The organism is Bacillus sp. DB-2 (genome assembly GCF_003315125.1).
Taxonomy (GTDB): domain Bacteria; phylum Bacillota; class Bacilli; order Bacillales; family Bacillaceae_G; genus Bacillus_A; species Bacillus_A mycoides.
The window spans coordinates 15,394-35,376 of the sequence record NZ_QNRN01000019.1 but is presented as its reverse complement, the minus strand read 5'-3'; the positions used below and the strand labels follow the sequence as shown (position 1 = coordinate 35,376).

At 35.5% G+C, this 19,983-nt stretch carries 20 protein-coding genes and 2 riboswitches; of the genes, 6 read left to right on the top strand and 14 right to left on the bottom strand.

Features of this window, described 5'->3' with window-relative positions:
* Positions 1–90 precede the first annotated feature (90 nt).
* Positions 91–1,731, top strand: coding sequence for a peptide ABC transporter substrate-binding protein (locus DET63_RS26310; RefSeq protein ID WP_113938328.1), 1,641 nt, complete (start codon positions 91–93; stop codon positions 1,729–1,731).
* Between the two features lie 46 nt (positions 1,732–1,777).
* On the opposite strand, the gene DET63_RS26305 is transcribed toward DET63_RS26310, so the two are convergent.
* From DET63_RS26305 to DET63_RS26295, 3 genes are read right to left on the bottom strand one after another with little or no spacing between them, the layout of a single operon-like run.
* Positions 1,778–2,917: a YhgE/Pip domain-containing protein gene (locus DET63_RS26305; RefSeq protein ID WP_113938327.1), complete on the bottom strand. Its 1,140-nt coding sequence runs from the start codon at positions 2,915–2,917 to the stop codon at positions 1,778–1,780.
* Positions 2,918–2,975: 58 nt separating this feature from the next.
* Entirely contained in the window at positions 2,976–3,557 is a 582-nt protein-coding gene (locus DET63_RS26300) for a TetR/AcrR family transcriptional regulator (protein WP_113938326.1), read from the bottom strand.
* Positions 3,558–3,612: 55 nt separating this feature from the next.
* Positions 3,613–3,807, bottom strand: coding sequence for a hypothetical protein (locus tag DET63_RS26295; RefSeq protein ID WP_113938325.1), 195 nt, complete (start codon positions 3,805–3,807; stop codon positions 3,613–3,615).
* 153 nt (positions 3,808–3,960) lie between these two features.
* Between DET63_RS26295 and DET63_RS26290 the strand changes: the two genes are divergently transcribed.
* Positions 3,961–4,428 carry a YusW family protein gene (locus tag DET63_RS26290; RefSeq protein WP_113938324.1) on the top strand — a complete coding sequence of 156 codons (468 nt, stop codon included), beginning with the start codon at positions 3,961–3,963 and terminating at the stop codon, positions 4,426–4,428.
* Positions 4,429–4,457: 29 nt separating this feature from the next.
* On the opposite strand, the gene DET63_RS26285 is transcribed toward DET63_RS26290, so the two are convergent.
* The 5 genes from DET63_RS26285 to DET63_RS26265 are packed head-to-tail and all read right to left on the bottom strand — an operon-like array spanning position 4,458 to position 9,737.
* Positions 4,458–6,047: a peptide ABC transporter substrate-binding protein gene (locus DET63_RS26285; protein WP_113938323.1), complete on the bottom strand. Its 1,590-nt coding sequence runs from the start codon at positions 6,045–6,047 to the stop codon at positions 4,458–4,460.
* Between the two features lie 13 nt (positions 6,048–6,060).
* Positions 6,061–6,834: an ABC transporter ATP-binding protein gene (locus DET63_RS26280; protein ID WP_113938322.1), complete on the bottom strand. Its 774-nt coding sequence runs from the start codon at positions 6,832–6,834 to the stop codon at positions 6,061–6,063.
* Positions 6,831–7,841 carry an ABC transporter ATP-binding protein gene (locus DET63_RS26275; RefSeq protein WP_113938321.1) on the bottom strand — a complete coding sequence of 337 codons (1,011 nt, stop codon included), beginning with the start codon at positions 7,839–7,841 and terminating at the stop codon, positions 6,831–6,833. Before DET63_RS26275 ends, DET63_RS26280 begins: the two co-directional genes overlap by 4 nt.
* Positions 7,798–8,802: an ABC transporter permease gene (locus tag DET63_RS26270; RefSeq protein WP_060749769.1), complete on the bottom strand. Its 1,005-nt coding sequence runs from the start codon at positions 8,800–8,802 to the stop codon at positions 7,798–7,800. The genes DET63_RS26275 and DET63_RS26270 overlap by 44 nt, the downstream gene beginning before the upstream one ends.
* A 17-nt stretch (positions 8,803–8,819) precedes the next feature.
* Complete coding sequence (locus tag DET63_RS26265) at positions 8,820–9,737, bottom strand: ABC transporter permease (RefSeq protein WP_113938320.1); 918 nt, start codon at positions 9,735–9,737, stop codon at positions 8,820–8,822.
* Positions 9,738–9,874: 137 nt separating this feature from the next.
* Positions 9,875–9,980, bottom strand: a riboswitch (SAM riboswitch).
* A gap of 394 nt (positions 9,981–10,374) precedes the next feature.
* On the opposite strand from DET63_RS26265, the gene DET63_RS26260 reads away from it, so the two are divergent.
* Positions 10,375–10,527 (top strand): DUF3951 domain-containing protein, encoded by a 153-nt coding sequence (locus tag DET63_RS26260; protein WP_002009827.1) that lies wholly within the window; start codon positions 10,375–10,377, stop codon positions 10,525–10,527.
* A 16-nt stretch (positions 10,528–10,543) separates the two neighbouring features.
* Here DET63_RS26260 and DET63_RS26255 read toward each other — a convergent pair whose 3' ends face one another.
* Positions 10,544–11,047 carry a hypothetical protein gene (locus DET63_RS26255; protein WP_113938319.1) on the bottom strand — a complete coding sequence of 168 codons (504 nt, stop codon included), beginning with the start codon at positions 11,045–11,047 and terminating at the stop codon, positions 10,544–10,546.
* A gap of 274 nt (positions 11,048–11,321) precedes the next feature.
* Here DET63_RS26255 and DET63_RS26250 point away from each other — a divergent pair, with 274 nt between their 5' ends.
* Positions 11,322–11,768, top strand: coding sequence for a hypothetical protein (locus DET63_RS26250; RefSeq protein WP_002167144.1), 447 nt, complete (start codon positions 11,322–11,324; stop codon positions 11,766–11,768).
* 32 nt (positions 11,769–11,800) lie between these two features.
* Here DET63_RS26250 and DET63_RS26245 read toward each other — a convergent pair whose 3' ends face one another.
* The 5 genes from DET63_RS26245 to DET63_RS26225 all read right to left on the bottom strand — a co-directional run bounded on the left by DET63_RS26245 (position 11,801) and on the right by DET63_RS26225 (position 17,825).
* Positions 11,801–13,060, bottom strand: a complete 1,260-nt coding sequence (locus DET63_RS26245) for a multidrug effflux MFS transporter (protein ID WP_113938318.1) — start codon at positions 13,058–13,060, stop codon at positions 11,801–11,803.
* A gap of 118 nt (positions 13,061–13,178) precedes the next feature.
* Positions 13,179–14,897, bottom strand: coding sequence for a DUF3981 domain-containing protein (locus DET63_RS26240; protein ID WP_113938317.1), 1,719 nt, complete (start codon positions 14,895–14,897; stop codon positions 13,179–13,181).
* A 78-nt stretch (positions 14,898–14,975) separates the two neighbouring features.
* Positions 14,976–15,509 carry an MFS transporter gene (locus DET63_RS26235; protein ID WP_113938316.1) on the bottom strand — a complete coding sequence of 178 codons (534 nt, stop codon included), beginning with the start codon at positions 15,507–15,509 and terminating at the stop codon, positions 14,976–14,978.
* Positions 15,506–16,942 carry an FAD-binding oxidoreductase gene (locus DET63_RS26230; RefSeq protein WP_113938315.1) on the bottom strand — a complete coding sequence of 479 codons (1,437 nt, stop codon included), beginning with the start codon at positions 16,940–16,942 and terminating at the stop codon, positions 15,506–15,508. The genes DET63_RS26235 and DET63_RS26230 overlap by 4 nt, the downstream gene beginning before the upstream one ends.
* A 118-nt stretch (positions 16,943–17,060) precedes the next feature.
* The gene (locus DET63_RS26225) at positions 17,061–17,825 is read right to left on the bottom strand and encodes a hypothetical protein (RefSeq protein ID WP_113938314.1); all 765 of its coding nucleotides are present in this window, start codon (positions 17,823–17,825) and stop codon (positions 17,061–17,063) included.
* Between the two features lie 156 nt (positions 17,826–17,981).
* Between DET63_RS26225 and DET63_RS26220 the strand changes: the two genes are divergently transcribed.
* Both DET63_RS26220 and DET63_RS26215 read left to right on the top strand, forming a co-directional pair.
* Positions 17,982–18,890: an NAD(P)-dependent alcohol dehydrogenase gene (locus DET63_RS26220; protein ID WP_113938313.1), complete on the top strand. Its 909-nt coding sequence runs from the start codon at positions 17,982–17,984 to the stop codon at positions 18,888–18,890.
* Between the two features lie 80 nt (positions 18,891–18,970).
* A riboswitch (SAM riboswitch) is annotated at positions 18,971–19,084 on the top strand.
* A gap of 85 nt (positions 19,085–19,169) precedes the next feature.
* Positions 19,170–19,982: a MetQ/NlpA family ABC transporter substrate-binding protein gene (locus DET63_RS26215; RefSeq protein ID WP_113938312.1), complete on the top strand. Its 813-nt coding sequence runs from the start codon at positions 19,170–19,172 to the stop codon at positions 19,980–19,982.
* Position 19,983 lies beyond the last annotated feature (1 nt).

Genomic DNA, 19,983 nt, shown 5'->3' with positions numbered 1-19,983 from the left:
ATATTTATAATAGGTTTTCTCTTCTGTAGCTACACTTCAAGACATGGACATTATGGCGTTACGAACAACACATTTAGGGAGGAAAGAACAATGAAGAAAAAAGTTGTACCTGTTGTTGCATCTGTTTTAGGGGCAAGTCTACTACTAACTGCTTGCGGGGGAAATAAAGATAATGCAGGCGGAGCAAAAGCGAACGATAAAGCAAATGATAAACAAGCGATTAACTTATCATTTGCTTCAGAAATTCCAACAATGGATGTTGCAAAAGCAACGGATGGGGAATCCATGAACGTAATGCGAAATGTTTTTGAAGGTTTATATGCAATGGGAGAAGATAATAAACCGATTCCTGGTGTTGCTGAGTCGGTTGACGTAAGTCCCGATAAAACAAAATATACATTCCACCTGCGTGATTCAAAATGGTCAAACGGTACTCCTGTAACAGCAAAAGACTTTGTATTCGCTTGGCAACGTGCCGTAAACCCTGAAACAGCAGCTGAATATGCATTCTTATTCTTTGATATAAAAAATGCGAAACAAATAAATCAAAAAGAAGCAGCGATCGATCAATTAGGCGTTAAAGCTCTTGACGATAAAACTTTAGAAGTACAACTGGACCGCCCTGTTCCCTACTTCTTAAGCTTAACGACATTCTCAACATTCTTACCAATTAATGAAGACTATTTAAAATCTCAAGGCGATAAATACGGTTTAGAAACAAATCATTTAATTTACAATGGTGCTTTCACATTAGATAACTGGAAACATGAACAAAGCTTCCAATTGAAGAAGAACCCTAACTATTGGGATGCTAAAACTGTAAAACTAGAAGAAATCAACTTCAATGTCGTTAAAGATAAATCTACAGAAGTTAACTTATATGATTCAGGACAAATTGATCGCGTTGCTTTAACTGCGGAGTTTGTTGATAAGTATAAGAACGACTCCAACTTCAAGGAACGCGCTGAAGTCGGTATCCAATTCTTACGACTAAATCAGAAAAATGCAGTATTAAAAAATCAACATGCACGCCTCGCTATTAACGAAGCAATGAATAAAAAAGCGTACGTAGAAACAATTTTAAATAACGGTGCAATCCCAGCAGAAGGAATGGTTCCTGCGAAATTCGCAAAAAGTCCAGACGGTAATGACTTCCGTAAAGAGAATGGAAATCTAGTCAAAGATGATGTGAAATCTGCAAAAGAAAACTGGAAAAAAGCGAAACAAGAACTTGGTACTGACAAAGTAACAATTGAACTATTAACAAGTGATAATGCTTTAGCTAAGAAAACTGGCGAATATTTAAAAGGTGAACTAGAAAAGAATCTAGATGGATTAACAGTGACTTTAAAACCTCAACCACGTAAACAACAGTTAAAACTACTATTAAGTGGTGATTACGAAATCGGAATCGATGGCTGGGGTCCTGACTTCGCGGATCCTATTACATTCTTAGATCTATTCACAACAGATAGTGCTTATAACTTCGATAAATACTCTAACAAAGAGTACGACGAGCTAATTCATAAAGTGAAAACAGATTTAGCTGGCGATGAAAAAGCACGCTGGGAAGCAATGAAGCAAGCTGAAAAAATCTTATTACAAGATGGTGCTGTTGCTCCTTTATACCAACAAGGTCGTTCTTACCTACAACGCGGATTTATTAAAGGACTTGTAACAACTGACTTCGGCGGTGAATTTAACTACAAGTGGACAGAAGTTGCAAAATAATAAACGCTAGTAAAAAAGGTATCCCACGAAGGATACCTTTTTTACTTTATGCTTCTTTAACTACAGAACTTCTCCTCTTTACTATCCCTTTTATACCTATAGTGATTCCCGCTACCAATTGTGTAACTAGTATAATAAGTAATAATGAAATAATATTTTCCGCTAAATTAACTCCACCAAATATTATTGTGTAATAACCATTCGCTGCATATGTTGCGGGAAATAATTCACCGATCGTTTGATATGTTTTAGAAAGCATTGCATGTGGTACGATTACACCTGAACTTACAAGTTGTAACGATAGCGAGATAATATTAAAAATCATACCTGCATTTCCGAAAACAGTTATGAACATTTGTGTTAATGAAAGAAATGCGAAGAAGACTATTGCTTGAAACATCAATATACTCCATACTGTTTCATGCACTTCAATTTGAAATCCTTCCATCAAGCCAATTGTAATACATGCAAGTAAAATTGATACTGTACCGTTAATGATTTGTCTTGATACGAAATTACTCCAACCGTTCTTTACTTCCTTTGCAACTTTTGAAAGTTCCATACTCATGATCATTGCTCCTACAAATGAAGCTAATACCATCATTAGTGGTACCATATTAGCCGAAAATCCTTTTGCATCATTTACTTTGTGAACTGTAAAGCCAATTGAATCTTCGGTTAAACCTTTTATCATTCCTAAATTCTCAGGTCCTACAGCTTGTAATTTTCCAACAATCGCTTGTTTCTTATAACCTGCTATCTCTTTATTTACGTTGTCTCGAATTTGTTTTGCAGCCCCTTCCATCATTTGCTTTGCCATCATGGCATTCGCTTGATTAATGTGGAAGTTTAAATTTGCTTTTCCTGTTTCATTTATATCTTTTGAAAAAGAAGTAGGAATTTCAATAATCATATCGTACAAATGGTCATTCATTTCTTTATTTGCTTTTTCCACAGACTGTTCCGCTTTCACCTTAAATGGTAAATTTCTCTGCAAGCCTTCTGCTATTTTATTGCCTATATTTCCATCCTCATTCACAATAGCGATACGCATTTGATCTGCTCTTTCATTCACTCCATCATACGCCGTTAACCAAACACAAAAGAAAATCAGTTGGAACGATAGCGCTACTACCATCCCTACATACGTACCTGGTCGTTTTAAAAACTGTTTTAATGTATCCATATTCCCGCTCTCCTATATAGCAAGCAAGTACTTACTTGCATTTTATTTTAAATAAATACTAGGGTCTTAAAGCCCTAGCATATAAAACTATATTATTCTCAATAAATTTCTCATCATCAATTTCCATAATTCGGTTTTCAAAGCGCAATTTAGATAGAAAGTAACCAAAATTAATCCATATAAAATTCATTACTTGCGCTTCAATATTTGTATGAATAATCTTGCCCTGTTCCTGCATCTTGGCAAAATAAATTATTAATTCCTCTTTTAATCCTTTTGGAATTTTAGAGATTTCCTCATCTAATTCCGGAAATTCTCTCGCCTCACGTATACCAATAGAAATAATATCTTTTATGCTATTTAAAAATTTATGATAATGCCTTGCTAAGTTCTTTAAATCAGTTTCTAATTCCCACACAATTTCTGTTTGCAAAAATTGTTTTAAATGCGGTATATATGAAAATTCAGCAACCGCCGCTTCAATAACACCCTTCTTACTTTTAAAATTGCGGAATATCGTTACCTCATTAACACCTGCACGCATTGCAATTTCTTTCGTTGTCGCTGCGGTATACCCTTTTTCTTTCACTAATTCAATTGCCGCTTGAATGATTTTTTCTGCAGTCTTTGAGCGCGCCATAAAACCCTCTCTCTCCAATGCAAGTGATCACTTACATTTAGATTATATAACTTTTTTAATAATTGTCAATAATCTTCTTGTACTTCTTTTGCATTGAAGTAAAGCTCATAATAAATATAAACATTAGATATGTTTTCCATTTCAAAGAAAGTATATGCCCTGACCAAAGGTAACTAATTAAATAGTTGATTCCCCTAATACATGAAGATACTACTAGACTTATACTCATTAGTTTTACATATTTGAGCATACTTTTCCTCCTTACTTTTTTATTTTTCTACTTCTTCAAATTGCGGATTAACCCTTGAAACTATAAGTAAATAATTTATTTTCAACACATACATAATTACATGATTTTGGGAAAAACTTGTATAGAACAAATTTACATAAGGAGGAATTTATAATGAGAATTTTACTATCAATTTTATTAGCTCTTATGCTAGTACCTGCATTAACAGGATGTAAAGCTCCTGCAAAAGAAGATACAACCTCTAATAAAAAGACTACAGAAGAGGCAAAAAAAGAAGCTCCTGCTGATTTAAAGCTAAACTTCAATGAATTCGATTTAAAAGCGGACTATCAGGATACAAAGAAAGACTACGAAGCTGATTATAAAAATGTAGCAGCCGATAAAAAAATGGAAGCAAAAGTTGAAGACCATAAAGCAGATGTAAAATTAACAGGCGACGAGGCTATTACAAAATTAAGCCCACTTCTACAAGAATTAAAATTTGATAAAGATACTCCTGACCAAGAAGTAATTGATCAAGTAGTAAACGTGTTCAAACTTGATAAAGACTACCAAAAATTCGCTTTAGAAGTTGTATTCTCTGATGGAACGAAAAAAGAATATAAAAGAGAAATAAAATAAAGAAGTAGGCGATTGCCTACTTCTTTATTTTATTTTTTAGCATATCGTAAGCTCGGTTGAGATCCTACGTAGTATTCTAATCCAGATACAGATGATTTTTGTAAATAAGAATCTGTTGGGAATACAAGTGGGATTAAAGGGTATTCTGTAAACATAATATCTTCTGCTTGATGTAATAAGTCAAAGCGTTTATTTTCGTCTTGTTCTAATTTTGCTTGATTAATTAAATTATCGAAGTCTTTATTAAACCATTTTGCATAGTTATTTGGTCCATCCCCTGCATAAATTTCTAATTGAGCAGCTGGATCTAATGTAGATCCTCCCCAGCCCATATATGCGATTTGGAAGTCACTTTGTTTATACATATCAATATAACTTTTCCACTCTTTACCTTCTATTTTTACATCTACACCAAGATTTTTCTTAAACATTTCTTGAAGTGTTTCAGCTATTTTCTTCTTATCTGAATATTTCACTGTCACTTCTGGAAGAGTAGTCCATCCTTCTTCTTTCATTCCTTCTTCTAATAACGTCTTAGCCACCGCAGGATCATATTTAAAATAGTCACCTTTCTCTTTACGGAAGTCACGACCACTTTCTGTTTTTGCTCCTTCTGGTACAAATCCATATGCTTCTTTTGCATTATTCTTTAATACTTTCTCTACGATAAACTTACGATCTACAGCCAATGCAAAAGCTTTACGAATTTTCGCATTTGTAAATGGTGGCTTTTCTGAATTAAATGAGTAAATATGAGTTGAGTAGTCTTGCATTTTTTTAAACTCTTTATTGTTTTGTTCCTTTTCAATTAAATCTGTTGGTATGTGAGATAGTAAATCTAGTTCTCCAGATTTGTATAATTGATACGCTGTTTTACCTTCAGGAATAATACGGAATTCAATTTCTTTTGATGCTACTTTTTTATCATGAAACTCTTTATTTTTTTCTAGAATAATCGCTTGATTATGCTTCCATTCTTTCAATGTGAAAGGACCATTTGTAATTAATTCTTTTGGATCTACTTTTAGTTTACCTTTTTCATCAATAGATTTTTTATTAAGTGGAATATATAACGACTGAGATAATGTTCGTTTAATAGATGTTACTGGATGTTCAAATTGTAGCTTTAGAGTTACATCATCTACCGCTTGAATTCCTACTGCATCTTCTGCACCTTTCCCTGTATTAAATGCTTCTCCACCTTTAATGAAATATAGTTCTGTTGCATTCATAGAACCCGTTTTAGGATTTAATATTCTCTTCCAAGCGAATTCAAAATCTTTTGCTGTTAACGGGGAACCATCAGACCATTTCAATCCTTTTTTCAAATAGAATGTGTACTCTTTTCCATCTGCCCCAGCTTCCTCTTCCTCTACTAAATCCTTTTCAAATTTCCCATCAGTTGTCTGTCTATACAAAGTTGCAAATAAGTGCTCAATTACATAATTAGAGTTATTATCCGTTGAAATTGCTGAATCTAGCGTATAAGGATCACTACCAAGATTCGTCACAAAACGGTCTCCTTTACTAGCACTTGCTTTTGAAGTATCTTTCTTGCCACAAGCAACAGAAGTGATCGCTAAAACAGTCATAATGACAAACAGTAAAAACTTCTTCATCCTACATTCTCCTTTAACCTGAAATTTTTGGTGTTGATGCTAATAATGTTTTTGTATAAGAATGTTGTGGATTACGGAATACTTCGTCCGTATATCCAAATTCAACAAGTTCTCCTTTGTATAAGACAGCCACTTTTTCACATAAATAGTGAACCATCGGTAAATCATGTGCGATAAATAAATATGTATAGCCTTGTTCCTTTTGAATCTTTTGCAGTAGATGTACAATTTGGATTTGCAGTGAAACATCTAATGCTGAAATTGGTTCATCAAGGATTAAAACTTCTGGCTCACATAATAACGCTCTTGCAATAGCAATACGTTGACGTTGTCCTCCGCTAAATTCGTGTGGATAGCGATCAATATATCGTCTATCTAATCCAACACGCTCTAGTGCATCACCTGCAACTTTATCTTTCAATCCTTTATCGCCTAAACCGAATGAAATATAGCCTTCTGTTACAATATCGCGTACTTTCCAGCGCGGATTTAATGCAGCTGTCGAATCTTGAAAAATGAACTGTACTTTCTGCAAGAAATCCCGCTTATGAGCTGACTTCAGCTTGTGAACAACTTGACCGTTATAATCAATTTCACCAGACGTTGGACGCTCGATCCCAGCTATGAGCTTACCAAGTGTTGTCTTTCCAGAACCACTTTCTCCAATAATGCCAAGCGTTGTTCCTTTTGGTATAGAAAGTGATATACCTTTTAACGCTGCGATTTCTTTCTTTTTACTTCCATACGTTTTCGTTACTTGCTTTACAGTAATTAAATCTGTCGTCATGAGGCATTCACCCTCTCTTTTGATTTCGCTTTATTATGCTCCAGAATATGCTGCCAGCAATGTGAACTATGCTCCTCAGAATATGTTGTTCTCTCTGGGAAGCGATGAATACATTCTTTTATCGCTACAGGACAACGATTCACAAACGGGCATCCAAAACTATTTAACGTTTCAATTGAAGGTGTTGTTCCCTCAATTGCTCTAAGTACCTTTTCTGAATCATCCATATTCGGAATTGCTTGCAATAAACTTTTGGTGTAAGGGTGCTTAGGTGAGCCAATTACTTCTTGAATCGTTCCTTTTTCAACAACACGTCCCCCGTACATAACTACTACTCGGTCAGCTACTTCACGTACAAGTGCCAAATCATGTGTAATTAATAAAATACTCGTATTTTGTTTTTCCTTTCTTTCTTTTAACAACTCCATAATTTGCTTTTGAATCGTTACATCTAATGCTGTTGTAGGTTCATCTGCAATAACGAGCTTCGGGTGACAAGCAAATGCAATTGCTAAACAAATACGCTGCCTCATACCTCCGCTTAACTGATACGGGTATTGTTCAAAGCGTTTCTCTGCTTCATGTATCCCTAAATCATTTAGTAAGTTAATTGCAATTTCTTTTGCTTCTCTTTTCGACTTTTTCTCATGTTGCAAAATCACCTCTGTAATTTGCCTTCCTACTTTCATCGTCGGATTTAAAGCGGACAGAGGATCTTGAAAGATAAACGAAATGTCTTTCCCTCGAATTTGATTCCATTCTGATTCTTGTAAATTCGTTAATCCTTGAGATTGGAAAGAAATACTTCCATCATCGATGTGAATAGATTCTTGATTTAGTCCGACAATCGATTGTGCTGTAACACTTTTCCCTGAACCACTTTCTCCGACAAGTGCAACGATTTCACCTTCGTTAATAGAAAAGGAAACATGCTTCACAATTGCTTGCTTACTATTCTCTTTTTCAACGGCCAATGTTACGTTTTCTAAAGATAAGAGCTGTCCCATGTTTTTTCTCCTTTCGATTCCGTTTTACGATTTTTGGATCAATTGCATCTTGCAAACCGTCACCAATTGCATTAAATGCGAACATGATGAGCGCAATCATCAGCGATGGGAAGAAAAGTTGCCACCATTCCCCGCTTAATAATGTCCCGAGCGCATCATTTGTCATCGTCCCCCAGCTCGCTGCTGGTGATTGTACCCCTAGTCCGATAAAGCTTAAAAATGATTCTGAGAAAATAGCTGCTGGAATTGTAAATGATAAATTTACGATAATAATACCTGTTAAATTCGGAATGATATGTCCGTATATAATCTTCATATGCGATGTACCTAATCGTTCTGCCGCAATAACAAATTCTCTTTGCTTTAAAGATAAGACTTGCGCCCTAACGAGACGTGCCATACCAATCCACCCTGTTAATGCAAGAGCAATAATGATTGTAAAAAGCCCTGGTTTCATAATGATTAGTAGTAAAATAACAATTAATAAATATGGAATACCGTATAGTACTTCAATCCCTCGTACAATCCACTCATCAATTAACGTTCCAAGGCGATTACGCCCTCTCACATATCCACTAAAGCCCCCAATTAGTACACCAAGTCCTATATCAAGAACGGCCGCTACTAATCCAACTACTAATGAAATTTTCCCTCCAGCCCAAGTACGTGCCCAAATATCCCGACCTAAATCATCTGTTCCAAACCAATGCTCACTACTAGGAGGTAAATTTGTCGCCTCTTTTACTTGTTCACTCGCAGTAAAAGGAGTTAAACTTTCACCGATAAGAGAGAAAATAATAATGAGTAATAATGTCACCGTTCCTAGAACTGCGATTGGATTTGATACAAACTTACGAAACACTTCTTTTTTTCGGCTAATCGTTTGCTGCTCTTTATTTATTGTTAATTCTTTTTTCTCTTCATTCGTTAATAGCTGTTTATTAATTTCATAAGCTCCCATTTAAATATCCTCCCTCCTTATGTAATAGAACGAATACGCGGATCAACAATACGGTGAATAATATCTGTAATAAAAATACAAGAAATTAATAATGAACTATAGAAGATTGTTGTTCCCATAATGACTGGATAATCCCGGTTAAAAATACTATCTACAAAATATTTTCCGAGACCAGGAATTGCAAAAATCTTTTCAATAATGAACGTCCCTGTTAAAAGCCCAGCCATTAACGGCCCAACAAACGTTAGTACTGGAACAATCGCATTTCGAAGGGCATGCCTTATAATAATCTTCTTAATTGGTATACCTTTCGCTCTTGCTAATTTAATATAATCACTCTGCAAAACTTCAATCATATTAGAGCGAACAAATCTTGTAATAACCGCGATTGGCCCTAATGCTAATGCAAAGGATGGCAATACCGTATGTTCGAATGTGCCCCAAGATGCAACCGGTAAGAGTTCAAATTGAATAGCAAATACTTGTATAAACAATGGTGCTAAAATAAAACTTGGAATAGAAATACCGAGAATCGCAAGTAAGCTCACACTATAATCAATTACTTTCCCATGATATAGAGCTGCAAATGTACCTGCTGCAATTCCGACTAATAATGAAATAACAAGTGCTTGTAAACCAATAATCGCTGATGGACCAAATCCTGTCGTTATAATTTCTGATACGCCTTGCCCCGTCGATTGAACGGATTCACCAAAATCAAAATGAACTACACCGTCTAAATAAGCAACATATTGATTCCATAATGGTTCATCAAGGTGATACTTCGCTCTCATATTCTGCACAACTTCCGCCGGAAAGATCTTTGCATCCGATGAAAATGGGTCCCCCGGAATAATGTGCATAATCAAAAATGTTACTGTTGTAATAATCCATAGTGTAAACACCATAACTGATAGTTTTTTAATAACATACACTTCAATAACCCCCTAAACAAATGAATTTACTTTGTTTTATTGACATATTTGTTGCCATTACTCCTTCTCTACTTCTTAAAACACAAAAAGCCTTGATCTAAAAAAATAAGATCAAGGCTTAATAAACGAAGGCCCATCACTTATCTTTCAAGACTTGCTTGCTGGAATTAGCACGGTGTTCCTGTTACAGAACCCGCTGCTGAGGTGTCATAGGGCCAGTCCCTCTACCTCTCTGGATAAGTAAATTGCTATATTATTATTTGGTTCAAATTGTATATTTTGAATTATAATTCTGAAAAAATGAAAAGTCAATCAAATTGGATATATTTAGAAAAATCAGTTTTCTATTATATCAGTTATTGAAATTACAATCTTTCGCTTATAATAAAAAGAAATTGTATTAAAGGCGTTATAAGATGGATCCCTTACTTCTTGCTACTATAGGATTACCATTAACAATCGTAATACTTGTACTTGTCATCATCGGCTTCTATAAAGTGAAACTTTAATCAGTGGGGGTTTTGTTCATCCCCCACTGATTATTAGTTGAACCAATCGGGCTTTTACGGGCAGTTGATCCCCTACCTAACTTCTTTGCTTTCACTGAACTTTGAGGTGGGGGTCTTACTGCCCGTTAATGCGGGATAAACTCTTCATTAAAAAGAAAAGCATCACTTCTTTTTACACTCCATTCGATAATATTACTGGACAAACAATTTCAGAATTTCACGAAGAACAGAAGATATTAGTATCCGAGGATGAAGACGGAGATGGTAAAAAGAAAAAATAACCTTGCACACGCAAGGTTATTTTTTCGCTTCTGTTTGAAAACGTTTATAGTATGTCGATGCTGTTGCAAAATTAACTTCTATATCACGAATTAATGATGAATCTTCTTCTTTAGCTAACTTCTGTAATTTTTTCATCGCTTGTTCCGATTCATTCAAGAAACCAACATATACCTCATGTTCTTGCTCTTTCGACTTTGGAACACGAATTTCTTTACGTATATTATCAATATCTTCTAACATGCTCGTTGTTACCTTTTGCACATCTTCTTTATATGTAGCATTCGTTATTTCCTTACCGCCCTTTTCTTTTGCCACTTCAAATAACTGTAACGCCTTATTAATTTCTTTATTTATTTTCGCATCATATTTTTCATGTACTGCGCTGTATTCTTTCATTTCTTCTGTTTGCTCAGTCGATTGCTCTACCTTTTCTTTCGGTTCTTTCGTATCTTTATTTCCATTACATCCTGCTAGAAGGATCATACTTCCCATTACAGCAATACCCAAAACCTTCTTCATCTCGAATTCTCCTTTTATCTACAGCTACTACTAATTATAGTTTCTTTTATCTCCACTTGTTATTATACCGAGAACGCCCCACTTTTTACACTTAAGACGATATCTTAATATACATACCAACATTTTTGTCACAGTATCGTCACTTTATGCAAATAACTTTTGCATCACTTTACTACATCACCTTACAAAACTGTAAGCACACATAGAGAACAAACCATGCTAGACTTACATATGCATAAAGTAAGCGTAGTTCAGTTTGTAAGGAGAATCATCAATGTACAATACAATACCCTTTATGGGCGAAGATATTCGCGTCCTTATTCGCGAAAAGTCACTTCATATTGAAAATACAGAGAGCCTTCGCCGCGTATTAAAGAAGAAGCATGCTCCATTTAAGCTGGCCCAATATTTAAAGAAACAACATATAAATCAATTTCATACTGTGCTAAATATATCCGATAAATCTTTAACAATCGAGATTATCGGTCATGTCTACATTGGAAATTTTGCAGATGTCTTAAAAGAAATTCCACGCATACCGAAGATTGCTCCTATTATCGTTGAGAGGGCATATAGAATTACAGATCATACTGATATTATTGATTGCGGGGAGAAAGAGGTCGACAGTAACCGCTGGGTATGGGATAAACTTGCTTTCTTATATGATGCGATCATGAATAATATGTATGAGTTATTTCAAAGAAATGAAAAAAAGAGCTGATTCAAAGAAATGTTTGAATCAGCTCTTTTGTATTAAGCTTCTAACTTTTTATTTTGTTGCAGTTCAAACTGCTTCTCACTTCTTCTAGCCATAAATAGATAACATAATACAGCACCAATTTCACAAAGAGCTATAACAACCCCCATCGGTAATGCTGTATTACTTCCACCAATACCTACTAGCGGTGCAACAAGTGCTCCTGAAATGAACTGTAATAAACCTAGTAAAGCTGATGCTGTTCCTGCTGCTTGTTTTTGATTTCTCATCGCTAACGAGAAGCCGGTTGTTGATACAACCCCAACACTTGATACAACAAGAAATAGCGAGCATAAAACACCGATTAGCCCTATTCCAAGTGCGATTGTAAGTAGTAATGATAGACCGCCAACAGCCGCAATAATAATACCAGCAACAAATAAAGTTTTCTCATTAACTTTCCCCGCTAAGCGGCCAGTAACTTGGCTAGCAATAATAATACCAATACCGTTAATTGCAAAGAACAAACTAAACTGTTGTGGTGATGCCCCGTATATATTTTGCAACACGAACGGTGAACCAGAAATATAAGCAAACATTGCAGCTGTTACTAACCCTTGCGACAATGCATATCCCATAAATAAACGATCTTTCAAAAGCTTTCCGTATGTTGCCAGCGTTCCTGATAATCCACCTGTCTCTCTTTCTTCAGGAGGTAATGTTTCACGTAATACGAAAGTAGCTGATATTAGCATGAATACACTAATTGCTCCAAGCACGATAAAGACGCCGCGCCATGATGTGAACTGTAATAATTGTCCTCCAATAATCGGTGCCAAAATAGGTGCTGCCCCGTTTACTAACATAAGTAATGAGAAAAACTTCGTCATTTCAGAACCTGAATACATATCGCGTACCATTGCACGTGATATAACAATACCAGCAGATCCTGAAGCACCTTGTAAGAAACGTAAAAGCACTAAACTCCAAATAGATGGTGCAACAGCACAAAGTAAAGAAGAAGCAACATAAATAATAAGAGCGATAATAAGAGGTTTGCGCCTTCCGTAAATGTCACTGATTGAACCAATAAATAACTGCCCTACTGAAAGCCCAAGCAGACAAGCAGTTAATGTAAGCTGTGCGAGGGATGCACCCGTTTGTAAATCATCCGTTAACTTTGGTAAAGAAGGCAAATACATATCAATAGATAATGGCCCAATTGCCGTAAGTGTCCCTAATACAAGAATCATCCATAACCTGTTTGTCTTTACAGGTTTATATACTTCGTGATTAACTCCATTCACTTTTTCCATTCACCCTTTCATATAAATACTCAATCGTAACAATTATAGTTACAACATAAATATACGTCAAGTATACCGTATTTTCCTGTTTAATAATGTAAAAAAAAGCGATAGAATCTCTATCGCTTTACTTTTTCAAATTACTATTTGTAAATTTAGATACAGATGCCATCATTTCCCCTGTGTCTAAATATGTGATTTGAATTGGATCTCCTACTTCTGTAAACATTGCATATGGGAATTTCTTCGCCGGTACCATGAATACTTTTTGCTCGTTTTCTAATAGTACGTACACAATCGTATTTTCACCTGATTTTTCTTTATACACACGTTGTACAGTACCTTCTTTTTGCGCTTCTTTCCCATTTGAAGTCGGTCTAAATGAATCACCACTTCCGCTCAGCGCATTTTTATAATTCTCAAGTGCTTCTTTTTGCGTTGAACCTGTTGCAAACACTTTTGCATTAGAAGCATATATGACAGTATGAGCACGTACTAATCCGCCGTCATCAATAACCGGTACAATCCAAGAAGGTTTACCATATACGTTATAAATAACCGGCATTGTTCCATGCCATTTCTCTCTCTTAAAGGAATTATCCACTACTTCTGTAGCAGCCGAACCGTCCATAATTCCCTTCACTTCTTTTCCGTTATAGTAATACAACTTTCCTGTACGTGCATCAACTAATGAGTAACCGAGAGCAGAATCTACTCCTTCTTTCGGAGAGGTAAAGTCTGTAAAGTAATACAATTTACCATCCTTCCCGAAGATTGGCGTAACGCCCTCCTTCGTCCCCCACTCAGTCGGCATCTTCATGTCAGTTTGTGAGAATTTCGTATTCCAAAATCCGTGAATATATTTTCCGAAGTACGTATTTAACGTAGATGCTGTTTCATGATTTAATACACCATCAATGAATTTAGGTGCATTCCCTTTATCATATCGTTTCACATCACCTGTTTGTGCATCAACAACGACAACGCCTTCTACTTCAAACCCTGATCTTCCTGAAATAAACTCACCGTATGTCATTGTATAATACGGTTTTCCTTTATCATCAACTTCAAATTTGGGTTTCCCTTTAAAAACTAAATCTGGCTCTGCTTTTCGAACGACACGTTCTAATTTATTACCGAAAAACATGCTTGGTACATACTTCATTTTATATCCAAGATGTAATTTCGCTTCCGCATCAGGATTTGTACCTGACATTGTTACGTAACCTGGAATTGTTTCCGCTTTACGTGCTTTAAAAAATCCCGAAACTTCTATCGGTGCTACATACAAGGCTTCACCATTTACCATTTGTGGCGTTAATTCCCCTAGTTCAAAATAAGCTACTTTCGGAATATCACCAAATACCTTTTTCATTTTATTTTCCGCTGTTTTAGGCGGAACTGTAAACGGTTGGTCATTTTCAGTAAATGGCTCTGAAATATCTTTCTCTACCTTCACGACCGAATCATATTTCTTTTGCGAGATTACTATATCGTGCAAATAACCAAAATAGCCGTAACTTGCGAGTAAAACAAACATTAGAAGTCCTTTTAACGTACCTTCTAATTTCCCTACCTGCTCTTGTGAGAATAAAACAAGACCAATTAAAATCGCTACTGCAACAGAATAATGAGTAAGAATAGAATCTGCTCGATCATCAATTAGCCAGAAATATTCATAGATTGCAATACCTATCCAAAATAAAACAGGAATAACTAAAATAGATGTTTTCTTACCCTTTACAACTTTCTCATTTCCTCCTTTATCCACCGCGCGAATTTTATTACCGCTTCTAGTCCATGGAATCAAAAACAAAGTGAGAATAGCTAAAACTATAAATTTCATCAAAGGCAATGTCCCCTTTTCTTTTGTCTTCTCCATAAGTATAACAAATAAAGGGTAATCAGGTAAAAATGGGTATGATTATATTTTTTTGCTACTTAATACAATTCCACTCACTACATATAAAACTGAAGCAATGTAAAAAATAGTCCCTATCGTAAAGAAATCCACTAGGTAACCAGTTACAATTATAGCTACTCCGCCCCCAATTGATGTCCATACATGGTATTTTCCAATTTCGTAACCAGCTTCCTTATGCGCTACCTTTCGTGCTAACGACGTCTTCTCCGTATTGCGCTGCACAGCACCTAAAATACCCATTAAAATTTGGAGAATGTATACATGCCAAACTTCTGTTGCAATAGGGAAAAAAAGCATTAATATAGCCATGGACCATGCGTATATAATTAATAACTTTCTATCACCTACCCTATCAGAGATTCTTCCAACTAACGGATATACTAGAGCTGAAGTTAAGGCAAATAAGCCGTACGCCCAGCCAAATTGCGAGAAACTATTTCCTACATTTCGAAGCAATAGTATATAAAAAGGAAATACCATACTACCCGCCATCATAATAATGCTTTGTGAGGCTACAAATCTTCTATATGTCATTTGCTATACTCCTTATAAAATAAATTCACAAACCTTTCCTCTGGGTCTACTTCCTTCTTCTTCTGAAGGAATTCTTCTATACGAGGATACGCTTTCTTTAGTTGCTCCTTTTCCGGATAAGAATAATACGGTAAATAATAACTTCCATTATGCTTTAACGTAACATCAATCATCTTTTGAATGACCACTTTTGTTTTCTTTATTTCATCTTCAGAACGCCCTTGATTAATTAGAAGCACAAGCGCAAACATATCATCTTTCGCATAAGATAGCACCGCATTCTCATTCTTTTCTACATAGCGGATTGTAATGTTAAGAAGGTTTAATTCCTCTTCATTTAAATCGCTTCGCAAATCATCTATATACTCCGCAAAACCATCTATCGGTACAAAGTACTCTTGTAAAACTTCGGTCAAGTTTGGATTATCGTATTCCATAAAAGCACTATCAGATCTCATTACGTTATTTCGAGTTTCGTACTTACCATCTGTACGTTCAAAATAACTTCTTTGTATATCCCAAAACGCACCCTTTCCCCAGTCACTATAACGTGATAACCCAAGTAAGAATTTCGGCGCAGCTATAATATTTTCTTCTTTTAATTTGCTGTACTCTTTCAGCTTCTGCTGATCTTCTGCTAGTACATAATCTGTCACATACATTTCTTTTAAAAATGAATTTGGAGCAACAGAAATACGTGCTAAATGCATACGTATATTCTCGTCCCTTCGCACTTTATTCTTAAAGTATGAAGAGTATTCTTTATAATCTAGTACCTTCGTGTGCGTTTCATACAATTCATCGTTTGTTAACTGTAGCGTCACATCTAAAATCACACCAAACAATCCATATCCCCCAATTACATACGGAAACAAGTCAGCATTTTCTTCTCTACTTACATCACGTACTGTACCATCTGCCATTAACAATCTGAACGACTCTACTGTATCAATCAATGCTTCATGACGAATATCACGCCCATGTACATTTACACTTAATGAACCACCAACAGTAAAAATATTTTGAGATTGCATCACTTGAACTGCAAGACCATATGGATTGATTTTCTTTTGAATGTCATTCCATGTGACACCACTTTGCACCCTAATCCTCTTCTTCTCCGGATCGAATTCTAATATTTCATTATATCCTTTCATATCAAGCATCGTACCGTTAGGATAATATGTCTGCCCGCCTTGGCTATGTTGCATACCTGCAATAGAAATCTTCTCTCCAGATACTTTTGCATCTTGCACTAACTTTTTTAATGAACTTTCATCCTCAGCATTTTCAACACGTTTAATTTTCGTTGGAAGCAACTTTCCTACATCACTCATAATAGGATGATCCAGTTGCTCTTTGTATGTATATATAGATGTCGCGAGCAACACTGTATACGCTACAATAACAACTGCTATCTTTCTTTTTTTCAAATGGCACTCTCCCCTTCTAACGTTCTTCCTCTTCATATTGTACCTACTTTCCTACGAAGAAGGTATTAACAAAAAAGAGAAAGACCCTTTATTTTAGGTCCCTCCCTCATCAAAACTGTTACTTTGCTGCTGGCAGCTGTATTGGCTCAAACTTTTCGTACGATGTATATTTTGCATTCGTAATAATGTGTGCCTTATCCTTACCATTACTACTCATAATCATATCTATCTTCGCTGATTCATATTTAAAATCTTTTGTAATGATATATTCTGCATCCACTTCTTCTATCTTTGCGTTTTGTGCTTGTAGCATTTTCTTCTGCGTTTCATCCATGCTAGCTAACATACTCTCTGTTTCTTGCCCTTTTAATATGAACTTCAGTTTATACTTGTCTCCGCTTTTCTCCATCTTCATTTTATCTAAAACTACTGCTGGCACTTCTAAATTATCTACAATATCTTGAGTTGCTTTCATTCCGCTAGCATTTAATTGCTCCTCCGGTACAGATATAACTTCTCCGGTATTAGGATTTTTCACCTGACCAGCGACTTTACCATCCACCGCATACACTACAACATCTGTACCAGAAACATTCATTTCAGAACGAGAATTCTTTTTCTTTGGCTCTAATTGCATTTTAGCCTTTAGTATATTCATCTCTGTTCCTTCAGCTTTTATCTCTACATCATATGTCATCGTTACATTTTCTTCATTTTTAAAAGCATCATTCGTTTTCTTGAAAACATCCTTCGCTGCTAATTCTTTTTCTTTTTGCACCGATTCTTTTTTCGGTTCATCAGTTTTTGTTGTTTTCTCATTACTACACCCTGCAACTAAAATAACTGCAAGGATCAAACTAGAAGTTAAAATATGTTTTTTCATAATTTCTCCTCCTTTTCAAAAGGATATCATCTATTTTCCTTTGAAATCTATATAAATTTCAATATTTCTATTTCACTTTATTTCTCGAATAACAACATGTTTAAAGAAATACTTAAATATGATGTAAATAAAAACAACTAAATTCAGGAGGTCATTATGAAAGCAATCATTTGCACAAAGTATGGGCCGCCTAATGTTCTCAAACTTCAAGATGTAGAGAAACCTACTCCTAAAAAGAATGAAGTATTAGTTAAGATTCACGCAACAAGTGTAACTACTGGAGATTGTAGAATGCGAAGCTTCACTAGTCCTCTTTTATTTTGGATTCCTATGCGAATTGTATTAGGTTTTAGGAAACCGAGAAAGCCTATACTCGGTGTAGAGTTATCTGGTGAAATTGAGGAAGTAGGAACAGATGTAACTCAATTCAAAAAGGGGGATCACATCTTTGCATTAACAGGACTTAACGTTGGTGGTTATGCTGAATACACATGTGTACATGAAAGCGGATTGATAGCATTAAAACCTACCAATGTGACGTATGAAGAAGCGGCAGTTATTCCTTTCGGCGGAACTTCAGCATTACATTTTCTGAGAAAAGGGCACATAAAAAAGGGAGAACAAGTACTTATATATGGCGCTTCCGGATCAGTAGGTACCGCTGCTGTGCAACTTGCTAAATATTTCGGTGCGACTGTTACAGCTGTTTGTAGCAATTCAAATTTTGAACTAGTGAAATCTTTAGGTGCAGATAACGTAATTGATTATACGAAAGAAGATTTTACAAAGCGCGATGAACGCTACGATATTATATTCGATGCAGTTGGAAAAATTAAAAAACCCCATTACAAGAGCGCATTAACAGCTAACGGTAAATACGTGTCAGTCAACGGAACGATGGCAAAAGTAAGCAAAGAAGATATGCTTCTACTAAAAATGCTAACGGAAGAAGAAAAATTCAAACCAGTTATTGATAAAACTTACCCGCTAGAAGAAATTTCAGAGGCTCATACGTACGTAGAGACCGGACATAAAAAAGGGAATGTTTCTATTACCTTAAAATAAAATATATTCAGAAAATAACATTGACAATTCTTTTTGTAAGATTTACTATTAGTACCATATTTAAAAACTACATACACATACTCTTATCAAGAGTGGCGGAGGGACTGGCCCGATGATGCCCGGCAACCGAGCTTAGAACATATAAGCTAAGGTGCTAATTCCTGCAGAACGATTTTCGTTTTGGAAGATAAGAGAGGAACCTATTTCGTCTATTCGGCACCTCTCTTATTTTTGAGAGGTGCTTTTTATTTTGGAACGTATATTAAGGGGGAATTATATATGAAAAAGGTATTATTAAGTATTGTAAGCGGAGCTGTATTATTGTTAGGTGCATGTGGTGCTAATTCTGATAAAGAGGGAAAAGCATTAGATGAGAAAAAGATTACTGTCGGTGTAACAGGCGGACCGCATGAACAAATTTTTGAAAAGGTGAAAGAAGTTGCAGCAAAAGATGGCCTCCAAATTGATGTAAAGGTATTTAATGATTATGTAGCGCCAAACGTATCTTTAGATGAAAAAAGTCTCGATGTAAACAGCTATCAAACTAAATCTTATTTAGACGTATTTAAAGCTGAACGTAATATGCAATTAACTGAAGTATTTTCCACAGTAACATTCCCTATGGGCATATACTCTAAAAACTTAAAAGATGTAAAAGAATTAAAAGAGGGCGACGCAATTGCTGTCCCAAACGATCCAACAAATGAGCTTCGTGCTTTAAAGCTATTTGAAAAAGCAGGGGTTTTAAAAGTGGATCCAAAAGCTACAGAAAAAGCGACTGCAAAAGATGTAATTGAAAATCCGAAAAATTTAAAGATTGTTGAATTAGAGGCATCTCAATTACCAACGCAGCTAGGTGAAGTGAAGGCAGCTGCAATTAATACAAACTTTGCATTAGGTGCAAAATTAAGTCCAGCAAAAGATTCTATTTTCCGCGAGGGAAAAGATTCACCATATGTGAACTGGGTCGTTGTTCGTACTGAAAATAAAGATGATGCTGTTGTAAATAAATTAAAGAAAGCTTATCAATCTAAAGAAGTAAAAGATTTCATTGAGAAAAAATTCGATGGTTCTGTTTTACCGTCTTGGTAGG